This is a genomic window from Sphingorhabdus sp. (assembly GCF_046154385.1).
Taxonomy (GTDB): domain Bacteria; phylum Pseudomonadota; class Alphaproteobacteria; order Sphingomonadales; family Sphingomonadaceae; genus Sphingorhabdus_B.
This window is the reverse complement of the sequence record NZ_JBJXFW010000052.1, coordinates 40949-65439: the sequence shown is the minus strand read 5'-3', so window position 1 is coordinate 65439 and position 24491 is coordinate 40949. Positions and strand designations below refer to the sequence as shown.

Below are 24491 nucleotides of genomic sequence, written 5' to 3'. Positions count from 1 at the left end.
AGATGCCGCTCAATACGCAAGAGACACTCCGCGCAATTCTATCTGATGTACTTGGCCTATCGGCTGATCAGGTCGCCGTGATGGATGATGACACCGAATTATTTGGTGCGTTGCCCGAACTTGATTCTATGGCCGTTGCCGGATTGCTTACGGAAATGGAAGACCGGCTTGGCATCGTGATTGATGATGACGATGTCGATGGCGATATATTCGCAACATTGGGCAGCCTTGCCGCCTTTGCTGAAAACAAGGTTGCCGGGTGACGTCACCTGTCTATCTGACCTATAAGTTTGGCGATCAAAGCGAATATTGCCTGTGCTTTGGCGATCGCGGCAGTGCGCGAACGATACTTATCATCCCGCCGCTGTTTGACGAAATGAATCGCACGCGCCGGATGCTGGTTGAAGTCATGCGCGCACTGGCAGATCGGGGAACTTGCGCGCTGCTTCCAGATTTACCGGGCTGTAACGAGAGCCTGGCCTGCATTTCAGAACAGACGGTCAGTGTGTGGCGACAGGCCGTTGAAGATGCGGCGGTTCAGCTAAAGCCAACCCATATAGTATCTGTACGGGGCGGAACCTTGATCGATGATCGCGCGGACAAACCTATTATGCGACTTGCTCCGGTCAAAGGCGCTTCCGTGTTAAAGACCATGCTGCGAGGCCGTTTGGTGGCCGATAAAGAAGCCGGAACATCATCAACAATTGAAAGCCTGATGGCCCAAGCAGCGACGGGGTCTCTGGAGCTGTCCGGGTATATTTTAAGCAACGCGATGCTGCAGAGTTTGGAGGACTCCGTGCCGTCACCTTCATGCCAGTGTCAGGAAATCACCTTGCCCGAAATAAACGGATCACCTTTGTGGTTGCGGGCCGAACCGCAGGAAGATGCCGGGATGTCGGCGGCATTTGCCGAACGAATTGATGTGTGGAGTGCCACATGCGCTTGATGATCCCATTCCAATGTGGCGATGATCAACTTGCCGGTACCCTCGATACCGGCGACGCTGAAACAGGAATATTCGTAGTGAGCGGCGGCAATGAAATTCGCGCCGGTGCCTTTGGTGGTCAGGCGGCAATGGCCGCGCATTTTGCAACATTGGGTTATCCGGTGTTTCGCTTTGACCGGCGCGGAATAGGGGAAAGTGAAGGCGTTAACGCCGGCTTCGAAAATAGCGCGGACGACATTGCCGCCGCTCTCATCGCATTCCGGAACGCGGCCCCTCATGTAAAACGGATCATCGCCTTTGGAAACTGCGATGCGGCTAGCGCATTGGCGCTTTACCATCATTCCTTGCCGATTGACGCCCTTATTCTTGCAAACCCGTGGGTAATCGAGACAGCCGCCGGTGACCCAGAGCAACCGGCAGTCCCGAATGCCGACGCTATTCGCGCGCGATATTGGGCAAGGCTGAAAAATCCGCGCAGCCTGATTGATTTGCTCACCGGAAAGATCGATTTGCGCAAATTGGCAGGTGGCTTGGCGTCGGCCGCACGCAAGCAACCTGCTTCGGGCTTGGCCGTCCGATTGGCGAACGCCTTGGCGCGGTCTGAAATCCCGACCAGCTTGCTGATCGCCCGCCATGATACGACCGCGATGGCGTTTATGGGTGCTTGGCACAGCGACGCATTCAAGGGCGTTCAGACGCGGCAAAGTGTCAAACTGGAGCAATTTGACACCGCATCACACAGCTTCGCCGACGCCGCATCTAGGCGGTGGCTGTTCGGACAGATCGAATCCCGGTGCCAAATTATGTCCTTGCAGCCTACACGCTAGCGACCAAATCTTCGGCACCAGTGCGCGAATGAAATAATGCGATGGGCAATTCTGCCATAAAACTGCCTTGGAGCTTGATTTCCATTCAGGTTGATGTAGTCAGATGCACAATGATAACGTTCACAAGAATGATGGAATCCCAAGCAATGCCCCGACCGAAATCAATGACTGCCTTCACCCTTTTGTCACTGATTTCAGCGCCCGCCTTGATGGCCGCGGAATCCACCGCGAATCCTTCTCTTTGGCCGTCGGCAGCCAGCCCTACGCATATGCGTGATGCAAAAATCGAGGCGGAAATTGACGTCCTTATCGCTCGCATGACAGATGCACAAAAGGTTGGTCAATTGATTCAAGCCGACATCAGCGCAGTGAAACCATCGGATTTTTCGCGTTACCCGCTAGGTTCGGTTTTGGCAGGTGGTAACTCCGGGCCTTATGGTAATGAACGGGCGAGCGCCGCGAAATGGGCCAAGCTGGTTACGCAATTCCGGAACGCTTCGCGTAAATCGGGCGCGGCCATTCCGATTTTATTTGGGGTGGATGCCGTTCACGGCCATTCCAATTTACCCAACGCCACGATTTTTCCGCACAACATCGGACTTGGCGCAGCACGTGATGTAGACCTGTTGCAACGCATCGGTAAAGCGACCGCGGCCGAGATTTCGGGCAGCGGCATCGAATGGACATTCGCGCCCACGCTTGCCGTGCCGCAAGACCTGCGTTGGGGCCGCACATATGAAGGCTATTCGTCCGACCCTGCGCTCGTCGCGCAATATGCAAAAGCGATGACAATCGGGTTGCAAGGCAATTTGGTCGCCGGACAATCGCTGGATGCACAAAATGTTGCAGCAACCGCCAAGCATTTTCTGGCCGACGGCGGCACCGCCGATGGCCGCGATCAGGGGGATGCACAAATTGGTGAGGCAGAGCTGATTGCCAAGCATGCACAAGGCTATCCCGCCGCCATCAATGCTGGCGCGCTGACCGTGATGGCCAGTTTTTCGAGTTGGAATGGGGTAAAGCACCACGGCAACCGTTCGCTTTTGACCGATGTTTTGAAGGGCCGGATGGGGTTTTCAGGACTGGTCGTCGGCGACTGGAACGGCCATGGCCAGGTTGCAGGATGTTCGGCCACCGATTGTCCCGATGCCATCAACGCCGGACTTGACTTGTTCATGGCCCCCGACAGCTGGCGCGGACTGTATAAAAATACCCTGAAAGCCGCGCGCGACGGGCGCATTCCGATGTCGCGGATCGATGACGCTGTCCGGCGCATTTTGCGGGTGAAATACAAGCTTGGCTTGATGGGCGAAACATTGACCAAGCGCGGCGATACGTCGCTGGTTGGATCGACAGCCCATCTGGAACTGGCGCGCGAGGCGGTGTCAAAATCACTGGTCCTGCTCAAAAATGAAAATGGCATTCTTCCGGTCCGCAACGGCGCGCGCGTCCTGATCGCAGGGTCAGGGGCGGATAATATGGCGATGCAGGCAGGTGGCTGGACCATTAGCTGGCAAGGTACTGACACAAAGGCAGCGGATTTCACCAATGGCCAAACCATTGGCCGCGCATTGTCCGACGCGATCACAAAAGGTGGCGGAGCAGCGACCGTTTCTGCGACGGGTGCATTTGATACAAAACCCGCTGTTGCCTTCATCGTGCTGGGCGAAAAGCCCTATGCGGAATTTGAAGGCGATGTGCCGGATCTGGCCTATCGGACTTCTGCCGCCGAGCAAGCCCTGCTAACGCGTTTGAAGTCCCAGAATATTCCGGTCGTGGTTTTGTTTTTATCGGGCCGACCGATGTTTACCGGAAAGCTGCTCAATCAAGCCGATGCCTTTGTCGCGGCCTGGTTACCCGGAACGCAAGGTCGCGGCATTGCCGATGTCTTGATTGCCGGACCGGACGGAAAATCGCCGCGTGACTTTACCGGACGCCTGCCCTTCGCATGGCCCGACGATGCCCGCGCAACGCTTGAAAAGCCATTGTTCCCCGTCGGATATGGACTTGATTACAGCAACGCAGCGAAATTCGTGCCTGTTAACGAAGACCCTCGCGTCGACCTTTCGATGATGAGCCAAACGACGAATTACATCGTGCGCGGCAAGGTTCCTGCACCCTGGCATCTGGGCATTGACGGTTCGATCAGCACCCGTGCTATTGACCTGACCGCGCAAGAGGATGCGCGGCAGTTCACCTGGAATGCCAAAGGCGAATTTGCGGTCAATGGTCCAGCCATCAACCTTTCTTCGCAACTCGCCAAAGGCTGGGTGCTGTCAATGGACTGGCGTATTGATACATCGGTCAAGGGCCCGGTCACCCTAAGCGTTAGCGGGGGTTCGCTTAATTTACAGAGCGTGATTGCCACCGCCACCCCCGGAACGCGGCTTCAAACGCGCATCCCGTTGCGCTGCTTTGCCGATGCGGGCGCTAAATTCGCCGCTGTTGGCTCCCCCATACGTATGCAGGCGCCAAAAGGGCTTGTTGCCACGATACGTACCGTTCATATTGAAGAAACAAAAGAAAGCGTTACCTGCCCCGGCAAGGCGCGCTAAAACAGGGAGAGAGAAAAATGGCCTTGCAACCTGGCGCGGTCGCGTCCCCGGAGTCGACCGATTCCCATATCGACGCCCCGCAGCTTCAACTGTTCGTCATGGGCCTTTTTTTCATCTTCGGCGGGATCACCAGCCTGAATGATGTCATCATTCCAAAGCTGAAAGAACTGTTCACGTTGAATTATACGCAAGCGATGCTTGTACAGTTCTGCTTCTTCGCAGCCTATGCCGTAATCGGCATTCCGGGCGCACGGCTGGTCAAAAAAATTGGCTATATGCGCGGTGCTGTTGCCGGGCTGCTGACGATGATGGCTGGATGCCTGCTGTTCATTCCGGCGAGCCAGACGGCCACTTATGGCGTATTCCTGCTCGCCCTATTCGTCCTTGCAAGCGGCGTGGTCATTGTCCAGGTCGTGTCGAACCCGCTGATTTCGCTTTTGGGCAAGCCTGCGACCGCACATAGCCGCCTGACATTTGCTCAGGCGTTCAATTCGCTTGGCACTACTGTATTCCCCTTTTTCGGATCTATCCTAATTTTAGGTGGCTTAGCGGCCGTGACCGCCGATCAATTGTCAGGGGTAGAACTGGACGCCTATCGGACGGCGGAGAGCCAGGCGATTGTAAATGGCTATTTGGGCATTGCTGTTGCGCTGGCGTTGGTGGCCGGCGTCGTTTGGATGTTCCGCAACGCGCTCAAAGGCGAACAGCATGAAGCAAGCGAAGGTCTGGCGGGATTAGACCTGTTAAAGCGTCCCCGTTTTGGCTTTGGCGCGCTGTGTATCTTTTTATATGTTGGTGCCGAAGTTTCCATCGGGTCGTTGATCGTCAATTATCTCATGCAGGACCATGTCATGGGTTTGCAGGAACAGGCGGCAGGTAAGTTAATTGCATTCTATTGGGGCGGAGCCATGATCGGCCGCTTCATCGGATCGGGCCTGTTACGTATGGTTAGCCCCGGCAAGTTGCTTGCCGCCGTTGCGGTTGGAGCCATCCTGTTGATTACGATATCGACACAGACAAGCGGCAACATATCGGGTTACGCCCTTCTCGCCGTCGGCCTGACCAACGCGATCATGTTTCCGACCATTTTCACGCTGGCGTGCGAAAAACTTGGATCACGGGCAGCTGATGGGTCCGGCATCATCAATGTGGCCATCGTTGGCGGTGCAGTTATTCCGCTGCTGACAGGCATTATTGCAGATGTGACGTCCAGCCTCGCAATAGCGTTCATTCTTCCGATGGCCTGCTATGCCGTGATTGCCGCCTTCGGATTTTACGCCCGGCGGCCCGCCTGACGCCCGCGCGGCATTGTCAGCAACAGAAGGCAGGCAATCGTCGCCAACCCGGCGAGCAGAAGGAACAGCGCGTCAAAGCCATATTTTGGCACCAATAATAAGGTCAGCCACGGCATGATGAGCGACGGGACGGTGTTTGTCAGATTAAAAATGCCAAGGTCCCTGCCCCGCCGTTGTGGACGGGGCAGAACACGCAATGTCTGGCTGGAATGCAGCGCGAGAAATATGCTGCTTGCAATGCCAAAGACCAGATAACCTGCAATCGCGACAAACAGCCCGGGTGCTAACGCCATCAAAAGCAGCCCCCCTGCCGCGATACCCGCGCTCCAGACTAAAGGAATGATCGGGCGGGCAGCCCGGTCTGACCAATACCCAACCGCCAGAGACATAAATACCGCAAGTCCGAGCACCAAAGCAAAGATACTAGCCGCCCCATTTTCCCCAAATCGCGGATCAAGGCTTTTGAACCAGAGGAGCAGGAACGCAAAAAGCGATGCCTCGGCAATTTGCACCAAAAGTCGCGCCAGCCACATCCTGATCGCCGGATGGGCACGGGATTCAATCGGGCCTTCCACCGGTTCCATCAAATGCGGCATTTTGAAGGGGCGCGCGAATAGGAGCAGTGGCGCGACCATGATAACGATCAGACACGCCACCAACACTTCGCGGTGCGGAAATGCAGCGAGTAGATCCAACGTGACGATTGCCCCTGCCAACGCCCCCAGCGCAGGGGCAAGCGCGAGCAGCCCCCCCAACGCCCCCTTTTGCGTGTCGGGAATGCAATCGCCCGCCCAGGCAGCAAGCGGCGCCAGCATCATGTTCAGCCCGAATTGCCACACTATTATCATGGCGATCAAAGCGGTCGTATCCGAAACATAGGGCATCATAACCAGCAAAGACGATGACAAAAATAGGCCTGCCAATATCCATAATCGCCGCTGACGCGTTACGTCGCTGACCCAGCCGAAGAGAATATTGGACAGGCTTGCCGACAAGGCGCCGGCAAAAGAGGCGAATGCCAATGTGGGCAGCACCGTATCAGGGGCCAGTGACGTCACCTTGATGGGCAGCAATATCGTCAGAAATGGCATATATGCAACCGCGCCACCGGAAACGGCGAGCGCGTAAAGATACATAAAGGTCGTCGATTGCCGTTGCGGGGAATGCGATTCAGTTGGCAGCATCGCACTGCGGCGGGGCGGTGCTGCCGCGCTCTATTAAGCTGCCTTCGGTCACCACAGGCTGTTGAACATCGGTTGCATGGCCGTTGGTAATCAACAGCTCGACCGCCTTTGAAAAGGTTGCTGCAATCGGTTGGTCGACGGCGGTCAATTGCGGGTCGGTGAACCGAACCACCGGGGTATTGTCAAAACTGATCAGCGAGACATCTTCGGGTACTTTCAAGCCCCGTTTGACCAGCGTGTCGAGCGCGGCAAGAGTCATTTGGTCATTACTTGCAATGATGGCCGTCGGCGGGCTTTCAAGGTCAAGCAATAAGTTGGTCGCCGCAACGCCGCTGTCATAGCTGAAATCGCCACGCACGCAGAATCCTTCAGTCGCAAAGCCCGCCAAGAGCATGGCATTTCGCCAACCATCAATCCGCCAGTTCGACAAATTATATTCATCAGATCCCGCAATAAAACCTATGCGGCGATGCCCCGCCGCAATGAGATAATCTGTGGCCCGGCGCGCCGATCCTTCGTCATCCATCGTCATCGCTATGCCCGGCCCGGGCGTTATCGATCCGATGCGCGCAAAGGGTATTTTCCGCTTGGCCAAAAATCCGGTTATCACCGGATTTTCAGAGTGCGGCGGCGTCAAAATGACGCCATCGGGCTGAAGCGCCGCGATGGTCGCACCCAATTCGCGTTCGACATGGTCATTATGCGTGTCGACCAGCTCGAAGATCATCCGATAGCCATATTCGGCGCATTTCAACATACCGCCGAACAGCATCTGGTCGACCCAGTCGGTTCCCTGCCGCGTTTGCCAATCCGCTATGGTCCGGTCACGGTCGTTAATGGCCAAAATCAGATAGGAGCGCGAACCGCTCATCCGCTGTGCCGCAATGGAGGGGACATAGCCAAGCTTGTCGATCGATGCCTGCACCCGGTCTTTCATGACCGGCCTGACATTAGGCTCATTATTGATGACACGACTTACCGTTTGCAGGGACACCCCTGCATCGGCGGCTACATGCTTGATGGTGACGGCCTGACGGCGTCTCGCCATATGTTATTCGTCCCTCTTGGCCTTTTGCATGCAGGCTAATCCCTTTTGCGGATCTTCTGAACACTGGTAAATCCGGACCCAGTCAATCAAAAGCTCCGCCGGGGTAACCGCCGCTGCCACGCCCTTATCATTGTTGTTTTCCGAAAGCCTACCCCCAATGGCCAGATTGGCCATGATGTAAAAGGGTTGATCGAAAGGCGCAACGTCATTTGATTTTGCCAATGGGGACGCGCTGTCCCATTTATCGGCTGTCACTTCCCAATAAAAGCGGCCATCCAGAAAGAAACGCATGACCCCTTCGCCCCATTCCAGCGCCCAGATGTGGAAATCATCGGAAGGAAGCATTTTCGACGGAAGCGCGACGCGGGTGTCGACAAATTTATTGGCAGGGGCAAAATCGCCAAAATGCAGCGCGCTGATCATCCGGTTTTCGCCGACATTGCCCTCGCAAGTCGGGCAGGCTGCACCAAGGTTGACGCCTTCCAATATGTCGATTTCGCCCGAACGGGGCCAACCGCCATATATGTTTCCACTCGGCATCATCCAGACGGCAGGCCAAGTGCCTTGCCCTTTGGGCGGCTTTGCGCGAAATTCAATTTTGCCATATTTCCAGCTTGCAAGGCCCAAGGTGCGGATTTTACCCGACGTGAAACTTTGCGTCTTTCTGGGGTTTGGTGTTTCGGCAATTTCCGGTGGGCGTTCGGGGCCGGTAAAGCGCTCCTTGCGAGCCATCAAATGCAACACACCATCCGCGACCTTGATGTTTTTTGGACGGTCAGTGTAGCATTGCCGTTCGTCATTGCCGCCACCCCAGCAGGATATTTCCGGTTTCCATTTTGTCCGGTCCAGTTCCGTTCCATTGAATTCATCCGACCACACCAGATTCCATTCGGCAGATTTGGCAGGGGTGGGGGCGTCGGCTTTCGCACAGGCACCTTGCGATACTGCTGCGAGCGCGACGATGCTCAATAGTCTGGATTGCATAGGGATGCTCCTATCGTGAACGCGAATAATAACAAAGCTCTGTGGTCCAAAAGGAACGGGCCCCGGCCATAAGACCAGAGCCCGTTCCTTGCGACGTCTATGTAAACCCTAGAACTGGAAACGGGCCAGGAAGGTATAACGACGGTCGTTCCTGAATGCGGAACGTGGTACGCGCGTGCCGTCAAAATCGACGACCTGCGAAGTCTGTGTCACTTCATCGAGCAGGTTGACCCCTTGGATACCCACTTTGATCTGGTCGGTAATCGAATAGAATATCGATGCGTCCAGCTGTCCGGTTGATTCCTGCCAAATTGGCGAGAAGGGGAAAATGTCATCGCGCACCGTTATAAGGAAGGCGGAGCGCCAGTTATAAGCAGCCCGCAATGCGATGGGCCCCTTTTCGTAAAACACCGTGGCATTCACCGTATGCTTCGACAATCCCGCAAGCGGCTGAAGCCCGGTAAATGCACCGGAATTCAACCGGTTTACAGCTGACGTAACCGATGACTGTCCGGCTCCGGCAAGGTTAGGGTTGGAAAAGTCAGTTCCATCAACATAGGTATAGGTCAATTGCGACCCCAGACCATTCAGAAACCCTGGCAAGAAATCATAGGTCTGCTGATAAGCAAGTTCGAGACCTTTGAGTTTGCCTTTCTGGTCGTTGATCGGTCCGCTAACCTGTACATCGGTCGAAACGCCGCTTGGGCTTGTGTAATTGACGATCTCAAAACCGTCATTCACGATACCCTGAATGTCTTTCATGAATATCGACATCGTCAGCGAGCCGACTGTGTTGAAATACCATTCCGCCGACAGATCATAATTCCATGATGTCACTGGCCGCAAATTACGGTTGCCGGTTTGCAAGGCAAATAACGGTCCAGTCGCTAATGTTTGCGCCAATAACAGTGCGTTGGTATTGTCACCAATACCGCCACCTGCACGGAAAAGCTGCAAATCAGGCCGTGAAATGCCTTTCGACACCGCAGCACGGAACAGCAATCCACCGCCAACATCAAGCTTGGCATTGAAACTTGGCAGCCAGTTTTCGAACGTAATTTTCCGGTCATCAATAATTATCTCGCCGGTATGGGCGGCGGCAAATTCGGCTTGGCGAGCGGCCGATAGGCTGCAATATCCACGCGGGATGCCTGGAATCGCAGGCCCAGCACAGCTGGCCGCTATTTCGGACAGTTGGACGACGCCATCACCATTGCCAAAGTTATTGGCGACTGCGTCGAACCGGACAGGAGAAGGCAAGCCGACCCGGCCGCCACTGGTAACCGTGGTTTCGACATAACGCAGGCCAAAATTGCCCGAAAGCTTCATGCCGCCGTCGAACTCATGACCGAAATCAACACGGGCATAAGCCGCCTTGGTTTCTTCTGCGACCGTCGATACTTCGTCGGGGCAATATACGCCCTCGATATCGCAAGGCACGGCCAAGAGGGTCAACGGATCGGTACGGGAACGTCCGTTCACGCCATAGTTGAAACGCTCAGGCGATTGACCGAATGTCTGGATTTCTTCGAACTGCTGATCGGTAAGGCCGCTGAGATATTCACCCAGGAAATCATCCCCGCCGAAGAACCAGCCCGCGCCATTTTGGATAGGTGTCGGCGCGCTGCCGCGTTGGAACCCGTTCGCGAAGGGCGCACGATATTGCGAATAATTCGGAAACTCGTCGGTAAACGCGCCGCCAGCAATGGCGAATTCCTGACCTTGAAGGCCAGTATACCAACGTCCAGGAGTGAATCCAGATGTACCAAGGGTTCCGGGGGCACCAGGTTGGCAGCCAGGCCCTGCGCCCCAAGGCGCACAGCCTGCACGACCGGCCCAAGGTGCCGAAAGATTGCCCCAAGTGCTAAAGTTCGTATTACGCGTGGTGCGATCGCGGTCGCCCCAACGCGCACCAAAGCGTGCACGTTTAAAAAAGCCTTCATCGCTGATGTCATATTCGGCATCGAAGCTTAACGTTTTCAGGTCACCTTCATTTTTCTCGCGGCTATCAAGGCCGAACCAGTAATAAGTATTCAGGCCCGCGCTGAAATAATCTGCAGGCGCACCGGGAGGCGCAAGGAATTCGACTTTCGGTGTCTTGCCCGACAGGTCAAGCGCCACATTCGCAAATGTGCTAAGCGCACCAAAGACCGAGTCACGGCTGAGCGTCGAATTGATTTTTTGGGCCTCAAGGCTGAACCGCAAACGGTCGGTGGCTTCAAATTTCAAATCCAGCGAGATGTCTTCTGTCACCCCTTCGGTACCGCGCAAGAAACGCAGCGAGTCGATCGGAATGCCGCCCCGGCCAAATGGCGTGGCATATGCATCGCCCGGACGTTGGGTTAAAATGCCGCTTTCGAAAACACCGTTTTCGTCAAATGTCCATGTGCTACCGGCGGCAGGAACCGGGAACAAAGCTTCGTCGTCGACGCGGGAAATCAGGGCAAATTCTTCTGTGTCGAAACTTGTTTCTGACCGGAGCCATTCCACCGTAGCCTTGAACCGGCCATCCGAGCTTTCATACTGACCGACAGCGGAAAATGCTTCGCGTGTCCGGTCGAGGTCGGTTGTACGTACACCAGCACCCTTTGGCACAACCAGTGCACCGGCAGGCGGGAAGTTAGTCGCGTTAAAGTTGGGATCACCAACGAAACCGCCCGAACCAACCGATACCGCACGGATACAGGGTGCATCAAAAGTATTGGCGCGGTAGCATGGGTCGGCCACTTGCGATGCGTCCGTGCGGCTTTTCAATTCGGAATAGGCATAGCCGAATTGGAGCCCGAACGATCCTGCATCCGTATCCCAGCGGTTTGAAATCAGACCGGAAAATTCAGGCGACCATTCTTTCCGCAAATCGCCGTAATTGCCGCCGATCGTCGCGCCGATTTTCAATCCTTTTGAATCGAGTGGTTTGCGCGTGACGAGATTGACCGTACCGGCAATTGCGCCTTCAACCATATCCGCGGTTACGTTCTTGAACACTTCAACCCGACCGAGCAGTTCGGGTGATATGTCGTTAAAACTGAGTTCGCGCCCACCTGTTGCCGAGAAAATTTCGCGGCCGTTCAATTCCGACCGGACATAAGGAAGGCCGCGGATAATGACGCCGGTACCTTCGACCGAAAAGCGGTCAGGGTCGGTTGTCTTTTCGAAGCGTCCGATATTGACGCCGGGTACGCGCTGCAGCGCTTCTGCAACCGAACGGTCGGGCAATGCGCCGATGTCTTCAGCTGTAATGGCGTCGACAAATGTATCGGAATCACGCTTGACGTTCTGTGCGCTTTCGAGCGATTTTTTGAAGCCCGTAACAATGATAACGTCTTCGGATTCCGCCGTTTCAACGGCTTCTTCGGGAGTTCCGGTCGATTGGGCAAATGCCGGTTGGGTTGCAAACGCGCAAAGCGCAAGGCTTGAAGCCGTCGACAGTGCCAAAAAACGCTGTGAACGCAACGCGCCGATTTGAGATGTATGAGCCAATTGATCCTCCCTGATACGTGCTCTGCAGGTATTACTCCCGCAATTAATTTTCCGTTTAACGGCAATTGAGAGCGTTCACAAGGGGCAAAATGAACGTTCACAATTTCACCTCTTGCTCTATAGAGCAATGGGTTTCATGAAGGGTGAACTAATATGGCCATAGAACATATCATCATCGTGGGGGGCGGAACCGCTGGCTGGATGGCTGGCGCGGCGTTGTCGCGGCTTTGCACCGGTAGACAGGTCAAAATAACGCTGATTGAATCCGAAGAAATCGGCACCGTCGGCGTGGGCGAGGCGACTATCCCGCCCTTTGTCGAATTCAACCAATTGCTCGGTGTCAGCGAACAGGAAATGCTTGCCGCTGCACAAGGCAGTTTCAAACTGGGCATCCAGTTCGTCAATTGGGGCAAATTGGGTGACAGCTACATCCATCCGTTCGGTGCTTACGGGTATCAGATTGATGGCGTTTCATTCCATCAGGTCTGGCACAAAATGCGCCAGTCGGGGGACAAACGCCCCATACAGGCGTTCAACGTGGAGACCATGGCCGCCTATTTCGGCCGCTTTGCCCGAACAGCGGATTTCCAGCGCGAAGATTTGCCCCCTGTCAATTACGCCTATCACCTCGATGCGGGTCGCTATGCGCGTTTCTTGCGGAACTATGCCGAAACACGTGGCGTCGTGCGCCGCGAAGGCAAGGTTGCCGACGTCTCTTTAGATAGCGAAACCGGTTTTGTGTCATCATTGACCATGGACAATGGTGATTGTGTCAAAGGCGATTTGTTTATCGACTGCTCCGGTTTTCACGGGCTGTTGATCGAACAGGCATTGAAAACCGGATATGAAGACTGGTCCAATTATTTGCCCTGCAACCGGGCGGTGGCGTTGCCCTGTATCCGCGAAGATGGCAGCGGCCCCCTGCCCTACACCCGCGCCACGGCGCATAAAGCGGGCTGGCAATGGCAAGTCCCCTTGCAGCATCGCAACGGCAATGGCCATGTCTATTGCAGCGAATATATGTCCGATGACGAGGCGCATTCGATATTGGTCGGCAACATTGCTGGTAAGCCGGGCGCCGAACCCAATTTCTTGCGTTTTACCACAGGCCGACGCAAAAAATTCTGGAACAAGAATGTGGTGGCTTTGGGATTGGCCGCAGGATTCATGGAACCCCTGGAATCAACCTCGATCCACCTTGTGAACACCGGCATCAACAAGCTGATCGCCCTTTTGTCGCTGGACGGCATTACCCAGACACAGGAAGATGCGTTTAACCGCCTGACCACCAAAGAGTATCTGCGCATCCGTGACTTTCTGATTTTACATTATAACGCAACCAGCCGTGACGATACCGAATTCTGGAATTATTGCCGCAACATGGCCGTCCCCGACAGCCTGACGGAAAAGACCGAATTGTTCCGGATGAACGGGCAGATATTCCGCGAAGAGGATGAACTGTTTACCGAAACCAGTTGGGCGGCCGTGATGATGGGTCAGGGCATATCAATGACGGGCCACAACCCGATGGCCAATGTGATCGGCAAACCGGAAACGGTCAAGGAAATCAACGAAATGGAGCAATCCATCCGCTACCTCGTCCAACAAATGCCGACACACGACGCCTATTTGAAGCAATATTGTCCGGCACCTGCGTAAAGGAATGCCAATTTTTGGTAGCGAAGGAGGGACTTGAACCCCCGACCTATGGATTATGATTCCACCGCTCTAACCAGCTGAGCTACTTCGCCATACCAAGCGTGAATCCCTGCATCTGCGGGGAAGCAAGCGGCGCTATAAGCGGGGGGTTGAGGCGGGTCAAGGGCTGTCATCCGCGAAATGACCAACGACCGATAAGGTCCCAAGGACCGCCCCTGTAATAATGCGCGCCAAGTCCGGTAATCGCAAGTGGACGCGGTCTGAAATCTTGCACCAGCGCGGCATGAAGGCCCTTGGCAATAGCGGGTTCAACCTTGTTCTGGACGGTGATGTGCAAGCGGGGACGGGCCTGGTCCTGCGGGATGAGAAGCCCTTGAAATTCTGATGCCAGCTCGTCTCGGATGCCCAGCAATTCGGGGCTTTCCACCCGATAGGCAACACCGCGACCGAGCATCATGACATCGGTCAATGTTGCAACCGGCGCAGGGCATTCTTTTGCCAGAGCCGACAGTCGGGATTTGATTTCCGCCAAATGACCAGGCGGTAAATGGTGAAACAGGGTGATATGCGCGTCCAGAAAGTTGCGCTCCACCGGGAAGTGAGTCCGGCGCAAACCATTCGCCCATGCCTGGTCCGCTTTGCCCATTTCGGCAGTGATGATGATCGGCGCGGTCATGGCGTAGACTTAGCACATTGGCGCGCACGGCCAACTGGCCATGCTGAACTTGTTTCAGCATGACGAGACAAGAGGCAAAACAGACACAAAAAAGCCGCCCGACCTGTTGATCGAGCGGCTCATTTGTTTCGTGACGAAAAAATTATGCGTCGTCGGCATCCGCCGACAAACCGCCTTCAGCTTCGGCAGCGGCCTTGGCGGCTGCTTGTTCTTCGCGGCGCTTTGCATTTGCAGCAGCTTCGGCCGCGTCGGCAGCGTCGGCGGCCTCTTCAGCTTCAACCTGGGCTTCAATGGCTTCGGCAGCGATCTCGGCCTGCTCGGCTTCAAACATCTGGTCGAGAACGTTAACGCCATCTTTTTGCAGCTCGGCTTCGTCATCCGAACGGGCCACATTCACCTTGACCATCACCGAAACTTCGGGATGCAGAACGACGCGGACGTCGAACAGGCCAAGTGTTTTAATCGGGCGTTCAAGTACGATCATTGACTTGGCGACCTTGGCATCCTGAGCATTCAGGCCATCGACGATGTCCTTGACCGAAACCGAACCATAAAGCTGGCCGGTTTGCGATGCAGCGCGGATCAGAACGATCTGCTTGCCTTCGACATTGCCCGATGCTGCTTGCGCTTCACCACGACGGGTTGCGTTGTCGCTTTCGATTCGAGCGCGGTTGGCTTCGAAAACCTTGCGGTTTGCGTCGTTTGCGCGAAGGGCTTTCTTGTTTGGCAACAGGAAGTTACGGGCATAGCCGTCCTTCACAGTGACAACATCACCAATCGCACCCAGCTTTTCGACGCGTTCGAGAAGTATGATATCCATGTTTCGGCTCCTACTTCACGATGTACGGCAGAAGGCCGATGTGACGGGCGCGCTTGATAGCCTGGCCCAGCTCACGCTGCTTCTTTGCCGAAACGGCGGTGATGCGCGACGGGACAATCTTGCCACGCTCGGAAATGTAGCCTTGAAGAAGGCGTACATCTTTATAGTCGATTTGCGGCGCATCCTTGCCCTGAAACGGGCAGGACTTGCGACGACGGAAAAACGGACGTGCCATAATTTAAGCCTCCTGCTCTGCACGGGGTGCGCGGTCGGGACGGTCGCCACGGGGGGGGCCGCGATCTCCACGATCACCGCGATCACGATCACCACCAAAGCCACCGCGTTCGCTGCGTTCAGGACGGTCGCTCTTGCGCATCATGACCGATGGGCCTTTTTCATGTTCGTCAACGCGAACAGTCATGTACCGGATCACATCTTCGTTCATCCGGGTCTGACGCTCAAGCTCAGCGATGGTCGCGCCTGAAGCTTCGATGTCGAGCATGACAAAATGTGCCTTGCGGTTTTTCTGAATTTTGTAGGTCAGTGTACGAAGACCCCAGGTTTCGGTCTTTACAACCTTGCCTTCATTGTCTTCTACAATCTTGGTGGCATTTTCAGCCAGCGCATCAACTTGAGCCTGTGACAGGTCCTGACGCGCCAAAAATACATGCTCGTACAGCGGCATGGGCGTTTCCTTGTTCCTACCGATCGCTAACGCCGCACCATGCGAACGCCCCTCCGGCCTTCTTCGTTCTACCGAATCATATTCGGCAGAGCGTGCGCCCTAGGGGTATTTAGGAATAAGCGCAACCCTATGGCGCGATGCAGATGCGGTTGCGGCCCGTGTTTTTGGCTTCGTACAAAGCCTGATCGGCGCGGGTCAGCATGGATGCGCCGGTCTCGCCGATTTGCAAGGTGGCAACGCCGCACGAGATGGTAACTTCACCGATGGTCAAATTCGTGTCTTTGGCAACCAAGCGTTTGGCATCCAGGCGGGCGCGGGCGCTGTTCAACAAATCACAGGCAAGTGACGCGTTCATGTTTTCGAACAACAAGGCATATTCTTCACCGCCGTGCCGTGCCACATGGGCCTTTGCCCCAGCGCAGCTTTTCAAAACCTGCGCCACATGTTTGATAACGCGGTCGCCGATGGCGTGTCCATGGGTATCATTGACCTTTTTGAAATGGTCGATGTCACAAAATGCGACCGACAAAGGCTGTTTTGTTTCGTGGGCATTTTCGATTGCTTCGTCCAATTGCAGATCGAATGCCCTGCGATTGGGAAGGCCGGTCAAGGCATCGCTTAACGCCTGCTTCTGACTTTGTACCAACCGGCTTTTCAACTGCGACATGGCCTTGGAACGCTCTTTCAATTCCGCTTCTGCTTTGGCGGCACGTTCCATCATGTTTTTGGTCAGGTTTTGCAACTTTACGACCGCATCGCGTGCGGCGTCGGGATCAGACAGCGAATCTGCTGATACGCCTAATGCAGCGCCGAAATTGGCGACTTCCTGACCGGATCGATCCGCCGTCAATTGCGCTTCATTGATATCACTTTTGGCCTTTTCGACCATTTGGGCCAATTCGCGCTCGCTAATGGCATTCCGCATGACATCAAGCAGGCCGGTTGCGTGGACGGGCGCGATTCCGCCATGTTCGAGCATGTGCGCCTCGATCATATGCCGCTGTGTGCTCGAAGCCCCGGCCAAATAGAGCCAAGCTAACTCATAATGGTCGGGGATCGGGTCCAGTCCGGCGCGCGCCAGAAATTCACAAATATCTTCAACCATGGCCCCGTGTCGCATCATGAACCGGTCATCACGCGATAATTCTTCGCGGACATTCGGATCGCGGGCCTCGGGTTTACGTCCCCAAAGCCATTTTAGGAGGCCACCGGCAGTTTCGTTGCTGCCGCCAAAATCTAAAGACAAGTTGTTCATGAGCAGAGAAACGGATGACCGCGAAATTTCTTTACCATATTTTTTTGGGTGGTTCTATTTTTGCAATTTGTGCAATATTTCCAATGCAAAAACACTCAAAGTATCATCCCGCGCACCCATGATGACGATGCGATCTCCCGGCTTGGCAATCGCAAGGATCGCCTGTCCACAGTCGTCGCGCAACGCGATATGTTCAGCGCGCACGGTATCAGCCTTGTTAACCCGAACCACAACACTGTCGGCACCTATGCTCTTGTCCACGGTCCCGCCAAAATACACAGGATCACACAGAAATAGCCGGTCCCTGCTATCAAGCTTGGCAGCAAACACATCGGCCAGCTCGCTACCCATGACACGCAACGGCCCAAATCCATGCGGTTGGAAAAATGCAATCACCCGCCCGGGGAATGCTTTCAACGTATCAAGCGTTGCCGATATCTTATCCGGATTATGTCCAAAATCGTCTATAATAGTGACATCGTCCTCCGATCCGATAATTTCGAAGCGCCTGGCGAGACCTTTATACTGACCTATGGCTTTGGTCGACCGCTCCAAATCAATGCCCAACGCCGCGCAGGCCGCCAGCGCCGCCAGCGCATTCGCCGCATTATGACGACCCGGTACGGGCAGCGCCACCGGGTACACATTGCCATTGTGAATTACATTAAACCCAATGGAAAAGGGTGCCTCAACCAAATCCACGGCCTGATAATCAGCGGATGAAGCGAAACCAAAGGAAATCGCGCCGGATTTTCCAGCCATAAGCGCATCACATTCCGGATCATCAGCATTCCATATCGTGCATTTTGCCTGTCCGGCAAAATCGCCAAACAACTGTCGCAATTCTTCCAGGCTTTTATGGTCGAGCGTGATATTGTTGAGCACGGCTATTTCCGGACGAAACAGGGCGATAGAACCATCGCTTTCATCGACCTCGCTGACAAATAGATGCCCCTTGCCGACCCGACTGCTCGCAAAAGGCGCATCATCATTGGCAAAGTTACGCATCACTGCACCGTTCATGATGGTAGGATCCAAAAATACCTCGCTGGCAATCCACCCGATCATGCCGGTTACAGTCGATTTTCCGCTTGTCCCTCCTATCGCGACCGAACGCGGTGCGGCGTTAAAAAGTTCGGCCAATAATTCTGCCCGTGTCATACGCGCGCAGCCAAGGCTATGTGCCTTGGCGACATCGGGAACGCTGTCCTCAATTGCGGCAGAAGCGACCAAAATCTGCCCGCCATGTGTAAGGCCACTGCCATCTTGCGCGAACAGCTTTATACCCCGCGCCTGCAGATATTCAAATTTCGCGCCCAAACGCCCTTGATCCAGAGCACGGTCCGAACCCGCGACCGTTGCGCCTTGTTCCGCCAGAATTGTCGCGAGCGGCAGCATCCCGGAACCGCCGATGCCACAGAAGAAATAGGATTTGGTATTGCTCATCCAACCCCGCTATTGTGTGCAACGGGCTTTGGCAACATAGACCTCACCATAAGGTGGCTGGATCAGAGACGGGGATAGGAAAAGCGTTCATGAAGATTGGCATTTGCGCGCCATCCACGCCATTTACACGCGACGATGCCGACCGCGTTATCGCGCTGGCCAAAGTCAGCCATCCGGGTGCCGAGTTGGTTTTTAGTCCGCAATGCTTTACCGAAAGTGGGCATTTCGCAGGATCGGACGGCGAGCGCCTGTCTGCATTTGTTGATCTTGCAAATGACCCCGGTATCGATGCAATCTGGTTTGTGCGGGGTGGCTATGGGGCAGTCCGCATCGCCGAACAGGCGGTAGCACAACTGAAATCCGCAGCTCGTGGCAAGTTGTATATGGGGTATAGCGATCAGGGCAATCTGCTCGGTTGTCTCTATCGGCACGGCTTTCCTTTTCTTGCACATGGCCCGATGCCAGCCGATATCCGGCGTGACGGCGGCGATAAGGCGGTCGAGCGCGCGCTTGAATGGATCGTCCACCGCAATCCGGTGGCTTTGGAACCCGGCATTCAGGCAGGCCAACGTTTTGCCGCGTTTAACCTGATGACGTTGGCCATGATGGTCGGCACGCCGTTGATGCCCGACCTGAAAGGTCATGTTCTGATGATCGAAGAAGTGAGCGAATATCTTTACGCCTTTGACCGCACTTTTTTTCATGTAAGCAGCCATTTGAAAGAAGCAGGTCTTGCAGGATTGCGGCTCGGCCGGGTCAGCGACGTACCTGACAATGACCGCCCATTTGGTGAAGGCGCAACCGATATTGCCAAACGATGGTGCCGCATAAGCGGCATCGACTTTCTGGGTTCCGCAGATATCGGCCATGACGCGGACAACAAGATCGTGCCGTTCGGGCTTGCAACATCCAGCTCCACTTTCTAGGCGGCTGCAAACATAACTGAAAGGGAGCATTCATGCGCGCATTCATCTTTCCAGGCCAAGGCAGTCAGGCCGTTGGCATGGGCCAAGCGCTAGCGGCCGCCAGTCCCACCGCGAAGGCCGTGTTTCAGGAAGTCGATGATGCGCTGGGACAAAATCTGTTCAAGCTAATGTGCGAAGGACCGGAAGGTGATCTGACGCTGACCGAAAATGCCCAGCCTGCGATCATGGCCAACGCCGTTGCCACCTTGCGGGTTCTGGAAGTTGAAGGCGGCGTTTCTCTTGGTCGCAAATGCAACTTCGTCGCGGGACATTCGCTGGGTGAATATTCCGCATTATGTGCGGCGGGTACTTTTGACCTTGCGACGACGGCACAGCTGCTAAAATTACGTGGACGCGCGATGCAGGCAGCTGTTCCTGTAGGAATTGGCGCGATGGCGGCCTTGTTGGGCGCGGACATACAAAAGGCCGAAGCCCTGGCAAAAGCCGCTGCCGAAGGCGAAACCTGCACCGTTGCGAATGATAATGACCCGTCCCAAGTTGTAATATCCGGCCATAAAAGCGCGATTGATCGTGCAGTAGAATTGGTCAAAGACCACGGAATCAAACGCGGCATTTTATTACCGGTGTCGGCACCTTTTCACTGTCCTCTGATGCAGCCCGCCGCCGATGCCATGGCCGAAGCCTTGGGCAACACCGAACTGCAAACACCGGTCGTGCCTCTCTTCGCCAATGTGACGGCAAACGCGGTTGTCGATCCGGACACCATCCGCGCGCAGTTGGTCGAACAAGTGACCGGTCGAGTGCGCTGGCGGGAATCGGCCATCGCCATGGCAGGCGCCGGCGTGATGCATTTTGTCGAATTTGGGGGTAAGGTTCTAAGCCCCATGGTGAAGCGCAGCGCCGGCGAAGATGTATCGACCGCCAGCATTATTTCGATGGACGACATCGAAGCCCTTTTGAAGGAACTTTAAGATCATGCTTTTGCAAGAACGCGACGGCGCTGTCCTTACCGTAAAATTGAACCTGCCCGAAAAGCGCAATCCCATATCCGACAATGATGTCGTCGACGCCTTATGCGCTGCGATGGAGGCTGCGGATAAGGATATCAGCATCGGCTGCGTTATTCTGACGGGTGCAGGCAGCGCCTTTTCTTCGGGCGGAGATTTGAAGCAAATGGCGCCCGACGTCGGCAGCCTTCGCTCTGCCAAGCCTGTCCAGACGCGGCGCAACTATAAATATGGCATCCAACGCCTGCCCTTATTATTTCAGGCACTCGAAGTGCCCGTTGTGGCTGCCGTCAACGGTCACGCCATTGGCGCAGGCTGCGACCTTGCGTGTATGTGCGATATCCGTGTGGCATCCGACAACGCCAAATTTGCGGAGAGCTTCGTTAAACTCGGGATTATACCGGGCGATGGCGGAGCTTGGCTGCTGCCGCGCATTGTCGGATTTTCCAAGGCAACCGAACTGGCGCTGACCGGCGAAATGATCGACGCAGCAGAAGCGTTGCGCATCGGCCTCGTTTCCGAAGTAGTTGCACCAGAAGAACTGATAGCCACCGCGCGCCGGATCGCGGACAAAATTGCCGCGAACCCTCCGCATGCTGTGCGGATGACAAAGCGTCTCTTGCGCGAAGGGCAAACCGCAGAGTTGAAAAATATCCTCGAAATGTCGGCTGCGATGCAAGCCCTTGCCCACGCAACCGCCGACAATGACGAAGCCATCAACGCGTTTATGGAAAAACGCGCGCCGAAGTTTACCGGAGAATAAGCTTGGTTCACGCAGAGGTCGCAAAGTACGCGGAGAACAATAGAGATAAGCCTATCGACGAATTAACGCGCGAAGTCATTGGCTTAGCAATGAGAATTCATACCGCACTGGGTCCAGGATTGTTTGAAAAAGTTTATGAAACCGTTTTGGTCGGCAAGCTTGTCGAAGCGGGTTATCGTGTTGAACAGCAATTACCCGTGGACATCGAATTTGAAGGCTCTTCGTTTGCAAATGCCTTCAAAATTGATATTTTGGTGGATCAGCGCCTGATAATTGAAATAAAATCTTCTGAGAAACTCAGCCCCATTTATGCAAAGCAACTGCTCACATATTTAAGATTGAAAAAACTCCCGGTAGGGCTGGTCTTGAATTTTGGCTGTCTATCGATGATGGATGGAATAAAGCGCGTCGTCAATAATCACAAAGACTCTGCGAAATCTGCGCGCTCTGCGTGAACCAGTCAAAAGGAATGAATTGATGTTTGATCTTACCGGCATGACCGCCCTTGTGACAGGAGCTTCGGGCGGGATTGGGAGTGCGATCTGCCACGCGCTCACCGCGCAAGGAGCGCGGTTGGCGGTTTCAGGTTCCAATGTGGAGAAACTGGAAGCGTTTCGCGCCTCTCTGGGCGGCGACCATGTCGCCATACCGTGCAATCTGGGTGATGCGGAAAGCGTCGAGGCTCTTGTCCCGGCGGCGCTCGAGAAACTGGGTCAGATCGACATTCTGGTGAATAATGCAGGCGTTACGCGCGACAACCTTACCATGCGCATGAAAGACGACGAATGGGCCGAAGTGATCCAGATCAACCTTGAAAGCGCATTCCGGCTGATGCGCGCGGCCAGCCGTCCAATGATGAAGGCGCGCTTTGGCCGAATGATTTCTGTCACCAGCGTTGTCGGTGCGACGGGCAACCCCGGTCAGGCCAATTATGCGGCATCCAAGGCAGGGCTGGTCGGCATGTCCAAGTCGATGGCTCAGGAATTGGCGAGCCGCGGTATCACCGTAAATTGCGTAGCCCCCGGCTTTATCGCGACTCCGATGACCGATGTTCTGCCTGACGCGCAGAAAGATGCGCTCAACGCCCGAATCCCGATGGGCCGTATGGGGGATGGTGCCGACATCGGTGCGGCCGTTACCTATCTTGCGTCGAGAGAAGCTGGTTATATTACCGGCCAGACACTTCATGTTAATGGCGGGATGGCAATGCTTTAGCGCATATCCCGCGCTTGCCCCTTGCCAGCGGCGATTCTGGACATTAGGGCGAGTCCTGATATCAAACCTTCCCATAACATTAAGGGGCAAAAAAATGAGTGATACCGCGGAACGGGTCAAAAAGATCGTAGTCGAACATCTGGGCGTCGAAGCCGACAAGGTGAATGAAGCGGCGAGCTTCATCGATGATCTGGGCGCTGACAGCCTTGACATTGTTGAACTTGTTATGGCTTTTGAAGAAGAATTTAACGTCGAAATACCTGACGATGCGGCCGAAAAGATCGCAACCGTCAAGGATGCCATCGACTTTATCAACTCAAACGGTTGATCGGATGTTGCAACGCGGTTGCGTTGCAAACCCAAGGAATAGCGCGGCTTTCCGGTCTTAACCGGAAAGCCGTTTGCTTTTTGGCTCCACTTGTTTTTATTGGGCGATAATTATGCCCGTCAGGAGATAAAGCATGCGTCGTGTTGTGGTTACCGGACTTGGTCTGGTTACGCCGTTAGGGGCTGATGTCGAAACCGCCTGGGCGAACCTGATTGCGGGAAAATCCGGCGCTGGGCGCATTACGCATTTCGACACGAGCAATCAGAAATGCCACATTGCCTGTGAGGTAAAACCGAAAGATCACCCTTGGGGCTTTGATCCCGACAAGCGGGTCGATCACAAGGTGCAACGGCAAGTCGATCCGTTCATTATTTTTGGCATCGATGCCGCCGGACAAGCGCTGGAAGATGCAGGGCTTACCGAAATGAGCGAAGACCTGAAACTGCGCGCCGGATGTTCAATCGGGTCCGGTATCGGTGGATTACCCGGCATCGAGAGCGAAGCGTTGGTATTGGCTGAAAAAGGTCCGGGCCGGGTCAGCCCGCATTTTGTTCACGGACGTCTTATCAACCTGATATCTGGACAGGTGAGCATTAAATATGGCCTAAAAGGTCCAAATCACGCGGTCGTCACAGCGTGTTCAACCGGCGCACATTCCATCGGTGATGCCGCGCGCATGATCCGGGACGATGATGCCGACATCATGTTGGCAGGCGGTGCGGAAGGCACGATTAACCCGCTGGGTATCGCCGGATTTGCCCAGGCCCGGGCGCTCAACATGACCTATAATGACCGCCCCGAACAAGCCAGCCGTCCTTATGACAAGGATCGCGACGGCTTCGTGATGGGCGAAGGCGCGGGCATAATCGTTCTCGAAGAATATGAACATGCCAAGGCGCGTGGCGCGAAAATATATGCCGAGGTGGTCGGCTATGGCTTGTCGGGCGACGCTTATCACGTCACCGCCCCGCATCCCGAAGGTGATGGTGCGTTCCGTTCCATGCAAATGGCTCTGAAAAAGGCCGGAATGACCCCGTCCGATATCGATTATATCAACGCCCACGGCACCTCGACAATGGCCGACACGATAGAATTAGGAGCGGTCAAACGTCTGTTTGGCGATGCTATGTCAACCGTGTCGATGAGCTCGACCAAATCCGCAATCGGCCATTTGCTCGGCGGCGCCGGTGCAGTCGAAAGCATTTTTTGTATTCTTGCCTTGCGGGACCAGATCGTTCCCCCAACGCTAAACCTCGATAACCCGGACGAGGGAACCGAAGGCGTGGATCTCGTTCCTTTGGTCGCCAAAAAACGTTCTGTTAAGGCAGTCCTGAACAACAGCTTCGGCTTTGGTGGAACCAACGCCAGCTTGATTATGAAAGCCATATAACC

The 24491-nt window shown here is 55.0% G+C and carries 24 protein-coding genes and 1 tRNA gene; 13 read left to right on the top strand and 12 right to left on the bottom strand.

The features are described from left to right. The first annotated feature begins 2 nt into the window (after positions 1-2). From ACKVOS_RS11840 to ACKVOS_RS11830, 3 genes are read left to right on the top strand one after another with little or no spacing between them, the layout of a single operon-like run. Complete coding sequence (locus ACKVOS_RS11840) at positions 3-263, top strand: acyl carrier protein (protein ID WP_409212205.1); 261 nt, start codon at positions 3-5, stop codon at positions 261-263. Then, positions 260-946 (top strand): hypothetical protein, encoded by a 687-nt coding sequence (locus ACKVOS_RS11835; RefSeq protein ID WP_409212204.1) that lies wholly within the window; start codon positions 260-262, stop codon positions 944-946. Before ACKVOS_RS11840 ends, ACKVOS_RS11835 begins: the two co-directional genes overlap by 4 nt. Then, positions 937-1773, top strand: coding sequence for a hydrolase 1, exosortase A system-associated (locus ACKVOS_RS11830; protein WP_409212203.1), 837 nt, complete (start codon positions 937-939; stop codon positions 1771-1773). The genes ACKVOS_RS11835 and ACKVOS_RS11830 overlap by 10 nt, the downstream gene beginning before the upstream one ends. An 85-nt stretch (positions 1774-1858) precedes the next feature. Here the strand turns inward: ACKVOS_RS11830 and ACKVOS_RS11825 are convergent, their stop codons facing one another. Further along, positions 1859-1999, bottom strand: coding sequence for a hypothetical protein (locus ACKVOS_RS11825; protein ID WP_409212202.1), 141 nt, complete (start codon positions 1997-1999; stop codon positions 1859-1861). 43 nt (positions 2000-2042) lie between these two features. On the opposite strand from ACKVOS_RS11825, the gene ACKVOS_RS11820 reads away from it, so the two are divergent. Next, positions 2043-4328 carry a glycoside hydrolase family 3 N-terminal domain-containing protein gene (locus tag ACKVOS_RS11820; protein WP_409212201.1) on the top strand — a complete coding sequence of 762 codons (2286 nt, stop codon included), beginning with the start codon at positions 2043-2045 and terminating at the stop codon, positions 4326-4328. 17 nt (positions 4329-4345) lie between these two features. Further along, positions 4346-5623, top strand: a complete 1278-nt coding sequence (locus tag ACKVOS_RS11815) for a sugar MFS transporter (RefSeq protein ID WP_409212200.1) — start codon at positions 4346-4348, stop codon at positions 5621-5623. On the opposite strand, the gene ACKVOS_RS11810 is transcribed toward ACKVOS_RS11815, so the two are convergent. From ACKVOS_RS11810 to ACKVOS_RS11795, 4 genes are all read right to left on the bottom strand, one after another. Next, positions 5602-6759 carry an MFS transporter gene (locus ACKVOS_RS11810; RefSeq protein WP_409212199.1) on the bottom strand — a complete coding sequence of 386 codons (1158 nt, stop codon included), beginning with the start codon at positions 6757-6759 and terminating at the stop codon, positions 5602-5604. The two genes, ACKVOS_RS11815 and ACKVOS_RS11810, sit on opposite strands and share 22 nt — an antisense overlap. 34 nt (positions 6760-6793) lie before the next feature. Next, positions 6794-7855, bottom strand: coding sequence for a LacI family DNA-binding transcriptional regulator (locus tag ACKVOS_RS11805; RefSeq protein ID WP_409212198.1), 1062 nt, complete (start codon positions 7853-7855; stop codon positions 6794-6796). Between the two features lie 3 nt (positions 7856-7858). Beyond that, positions 7859-8839 carry a family 16 glycosylhydrolase gene (locus tag ACKVOS_RS11800; protein ID WP_409212197.1) on the bottom strand — a complete coding sequence of 327 codons (981 nt, stop codon included), beginning with the start codon at positions 8837-8839 and terminating at the stop codon, positions 7859-7861. Positions 8840-8947: 108 nt separating this feature from the next. Further along, entirely contained in the window at positions 8948-12319 is a 3372-nt protein-coding gene (locus tag ACKVOS_RS11795) for a TonB-dependent receptor (RefSeq protein ID WP_409212196.1), read from the bottom strand. A 153-nt stretch (positions 12320-12472) separates the two neighbouring features. Here ACKVOS_RS11795 and ACKVOS_RS11790 point away from each other — a divergent pair, with 153 nt between their 5' ends. Next, positions 12473-13978 (top strand): tryptophan halogenase family protein, encoded by a 1506-nt coding sequence (locus tag ACKVOS_RS11790; protein WP_409212195.1) that lies wholly within the window; start codon positions 12473-12475, stop codon positions 13976-13978. Between the two features lie 15 nt (positions 13979-13993). Here the strand turns inward: ACKVOS_RS11790 and ACKVOS_RS11785 are convergent. From ACKVOS_RS11785 to ACKVOS_RS11755, 7 genes are all read right to left on the bottom strand, one after another. Then, a tRNA-Met gene (locus ACKVOS_RS11785) sits at positions 13994-14070 on the bottom strand. Between the two features lie 77 nt (positions 14071-14147). After that, positions 14148-14654, bottom strand: coding sequence for a 2'-5' RNA ligase family protein (locus tag ACKVOS_RS11780; RefSeq protein ID WP_409212194.1), 507 nt, complete (start codon positions 14652-14654; stop codon positions 14148-14150). A gap of 142 nt (positions 14655-14796) precedes the next feature. Beyond that, the gene (rplI, locus tag ACKVOS_RS11775; protein ID WP_409212193.1) at positions 14797-15474 is read right to left on the bottom strand and encodes a 50S ribosomal protein L9; all 678 of its coding nucleotides are present in this window, start codon (positions 15472-15474) and stop codon (positions 14797-14799) included. Between the two features lie 10 nt (positions 15475-15484). Further along, positions 15485-15709 (bottom strand): 30S ribosomal protein S18, encoded by a 225-nt coding sequence (rpsR, locus tag ACKVOS_RS11770; protein ID WP_125229746.1) that lies wholly within the window; start codon positions 15707-15709, stop codon positions 15485-15487. A gap of 3 nt (positions 15710-15712) precedes the next feature. Next, entirely contained in the window at positions 15713-16159 is a 447-nt protein-coding gene (gene rpsF, locus ACKVOS_RS11765; protein WP_409212192.1) for a 30S ribosomal protein S6, read from the bottom strand. Between the two features lie 127 nt (positions 16160-16286). After that, entirely contained in the window at positions 16287-17405 is a 1119-nt protein-coding gene (locus ACKVOS_RS11760; RefSeq protein WP_409212191.1) for a GGDEF domain-containing protein, read from the bottom strand. A gap of 63 nt (positions 17406-17468) precedes the next feature. Further along, positions 17469-18860: a Mur ligase family protein gene (locus tag ACKVOS_RS11755; protein ID WP_409212190.1), complete on the bottom strand. Its 1392-nt coding sequence runs from the start codon at positions 18858-18860 to the stop codon at positions 17469-17471. A gap of 89 nt (positions 18861-18949) precedes the next feature. On the opposite strand from ACKVOS_RS11755, the gene ACKVOS_RS11750 reads away from it, so the two are divergent. The 7 genes from ACKVOS_RS11750 (at position 18950) to fabF (ending at position 24489) form a co-directional block, all read left to right on the top strand. After that, on the top strand, positions 18950-19786 hold the full coding sequence (locus ACKVOS_RS11750) for an LD-carboxypeptidase (RefSeq protein WP_409212189.1): 837 nt from the start codon (positions 18950-18952) through the stop codon (positions 19784-19786). 32 nt (positions 19787-19818) lie between these two features. Continuing rightward, positions 19819-20757: an ACP S-malonyltransferase gene (fabD, locus tag ACKVOS_RS11745; RefSeq protein WP_409212188.1), complete on the top strand. Its 939-nt coding sequence runs from the start codon at positions 19819-19821 to the stop codon at positions 20755-20757. Positions 20758-20761: 4 nt separating this feature from the next. Next, complete coding sequence (locus ACKVOS_RS11740; RefSeq protein ID WP_409212187.1) at positions 20762-21556, top strand: crotonase/enoyl-CoA hydratase family protein; 795 nt, start codon at positions 20762-20764, stop codon at positions 21554-21556. 2 nt (positions 21557-21558) lie between these two features. After that, on the top strand, positions 21559-22011 hold the full coding sequence (locus ACKVOS_RS11735) for a GxxExxY protein (protein ID WP_409212186.1): 453 nt from the start codon (positions 21559-21561) through the stop codon (positions 22009-22011). 22 nt (positions 22012-22033) lie between these two features. Continuing rightward, positions 22034-22771, top strand: a complete 738-nt coding sequence (gene fabG / locus ACKVOS_RS11730; RefSeq protein WP_409212185.1) for a 3-oxoacyl-[acyl-carrier-protein] reductase — start codon at positions 22034-22036, stop codon at positions 22769-22771. 94 nt (positions 22772-22865) lie between these two features. Next, the gene (locus ACKVOS_RS11725; RefSeq protein ID WP_373474772.1) at positions 22866-23099 is read left to right on the top strand and encodes an acyl carrier protein; all 234 of its coding nucleotides are present in this window, start codon (positions 22866-22868) and stop codon (positions 23097-23099) included. Positions 23100-23232: 133 nt separating this feature from the next. Further along, on the top strand, positions 23233-24489 hold the full coding sequence (fabF, locus tag ACKVOS_RS11720) for a beta-ketoacyl-ACP synthase II (RefSeq protein ID WP_409212184.1): 1257 nt from the start codon (positions 23233-23235) through the stop codon (positions 24487-24489). The last annotated feature ends 2 nt before the right edge of the window (positions 24490-24491 follow it).